This is a genomic window from Paraburkholderia sp. Ac-20336 (genome assembly GCF_017105025.1).
GTDB lineage: Bacteria > Pseudomonadota > Gammaproteobacteria > Burkholderiales > Burkholderiaceae > Paraburkholderia.
In genome coordinates, this window is the sequence record NZ_JAAGPS010000279.1 from 1 (window position 1) to 1,967 (window position 1,967).

General features: G+C 70.2%; 2 pseudogenes and 1 riboswitch. Of the pseudogenes, one reads left to right on the forward strand and one right to left on the reverse strand.

Features of this window, described 5'->3' with window-relative positions:
• Positions 1-267 (reverse strand): annotated as a pseudogene (locus tag GXB81_RS31005) (bifunctional cobalt-precorrin-7 (C(5))-methyltransferase/cobalt-precorrin-6B (C(15))-methyltransferase); the annotation flags it as partial.
• Positions 268-454: 187 nt separating this feature from the next.
• Positions 455-634, forward strand: a riboswitch (cobalamin riboswitch).
• 137 nt (positions 635-771) lie between these two features.
• On the opposite strand from GXB81_RS31005, the pseudogene GXB81_RS31010 reads away from it, so the two are divergent.
• Positions 772-1,967, forward strand: a pseudogene (locus GXB81_RS31010) (hypothetical protein); the annotation flags it as partial.

Below are 1,967 nucleotides of genomic sequence, written 5' to 3' on the forward strand. Positions count from 1 at the left end.
CCGCCCGATCGTCGCGCCGACGCCGAACAGCATCGGGTCGCCGCTCGCCAGCACGCACACCGCGTGCGGACGCTCGGCGAGCAGCGGCGCGAGATCGAACGGACGCGGCCATGCGGTGCGGCGCGCGGCAAGCCGCGCCGGCAGCATCGCGAGATGCCGCTCGCCGCCATACACCACCGAGGCGCCAAGCAAAGCACGCCGCGCGGGCCGTCCCAATCCGGCGAAGCCGTCGTCGCCAATGCCCACCACGGTCAGCCATGCCGGCATGCATCCATCCTCATCGTTTGTCGTTGGAAAAGCGGTTGAAAAGGCGCTTGGAACAGGCTCAAAAACAGGCTCAAAGCATGCCCGAAACGCCTACGAAAGACGTCCGGCAGCGCGGCCGGCGAAGCCTTCGAAAGCGCGCCGAGGCGCGCCAGTCAAAGCGCCCAGCCTCGTTGCGCGGTTCGAAAAAAGGCATAATACAGCCGCCGGCGCCCTTCGGGGCCCAAGAGGGAACACAGTAACGATGTGGCTGCCCCCGCAACTGTATGCAGCGAGTCCGCCTGCGCCACGCGCCACTGGTTCGACCGGGAAGGCCGCGGCGGACCATGACCTGCGAGCCAGGAGACCTGCCGGCGCAACTGTTCGTGCCAGCCAACATCGGGCGGGGTGTACCGATGCCGCAGCAAGGTCCGCGACGCGGCCTGCTCGGGCCGTTGCGCGACGCTATTCCCGGTGTCCGTCTTGAATCGAGCTTCGCCCTCAACCGTTTTGCCCCACGCGCTTCCGATGTCGCGGCCCTCGGCGTGTCCGGGGCTGCTGCGCATCGTCGCCGCGCGCGACGGCGGCCTCTGCCGGATCAAGCTGCCGGGCGGCGAACTCGGCGCCGCGCAGGCGCGCGCGATCGCCGAGGCGAGCACGCGGCACGCGAACGGCGTGATCGAGTTGACCAATCGCGCGAATCTGCAGCTGCGCGGCGTGCACGAGCGGCATGAGGCGGCGTTGAGCGGAGAGTTGATCGAAGCGGGGTTGGGGCCGGGGGCGGGTTCTCTGTGCGCTTTTGATCCTGCTTTTGCTCCTGCTTCCGGTTCGGCCGCTGGCTCTTGCTCTTCCCCGCTCGACGCGAACGGCGCAAACGCTCCTCCGGACACCACCGCTCTCGGTTTCGCCGACGACATCCGCAACGTGATGACCAGCCCCACCGCCGGCCGCGATCCGTCTGCGTTGATCGATACGAGACCGTTGTGCGCCGAATTGCTCGCGCTGCTGCAAAGCGAGGCGCGCTTCGCGGCGTTGTCGCCGAAATTCGCCCTGCTGCTCGACGGCGGCGAACGGCTCGCGCGGGTCGATCATCCGCACGATGTGTGGCTCGCGGCGTCGGCGGATGAAGGCGGCGTGCGCTTCGTGTTCGGGCTCGCGGGATGCCCGGTAGACGGCACGGACCCTGGTCCTGGTGCGGGAGCGGACCCTTACCGCGGCCTCACCGGCACCGGCCCCCTCGCCGCCGTTGCGCCATCGCATGTGCTGGCGCTGGTACGCGCGCTGCTGCACACGTTCCTCGATCTCGCCGACACCAACGCCACCCGCATGCGCGACCTGCTCGCCACGCACTCCGCCGACGCGATCCTCGAACACGCGCAGCGCTACGTCGATTTCCCGCTCGCCCGCGACGCCTCGCTCGCGCACTGGCAACGCGCTCCCGGCGCCGACGCCGCTGACTACTTTCCGCCCCGCCCTCCCGCACAAGGACCGCGAGGCGCTCACGCGGGCGGCCGGCTGGTGGCGCGGGAGATGTGGCGTCATGCACCACACGGCGAGGGCGGGCCTGCGAGGTTTGCGGCGCGCGCGCAATGGTGCGGGGCGCGGCGTGGTGAGGCAGGACGTGTGGCGACGGAACAACGACGCGCTGTCGGAGCGAGTGGAGAACGACGAAGCGGCCGTGGGCTGGCGGACGGCGCGCGGGAGGACGGAGGGGGCCCGCGCCA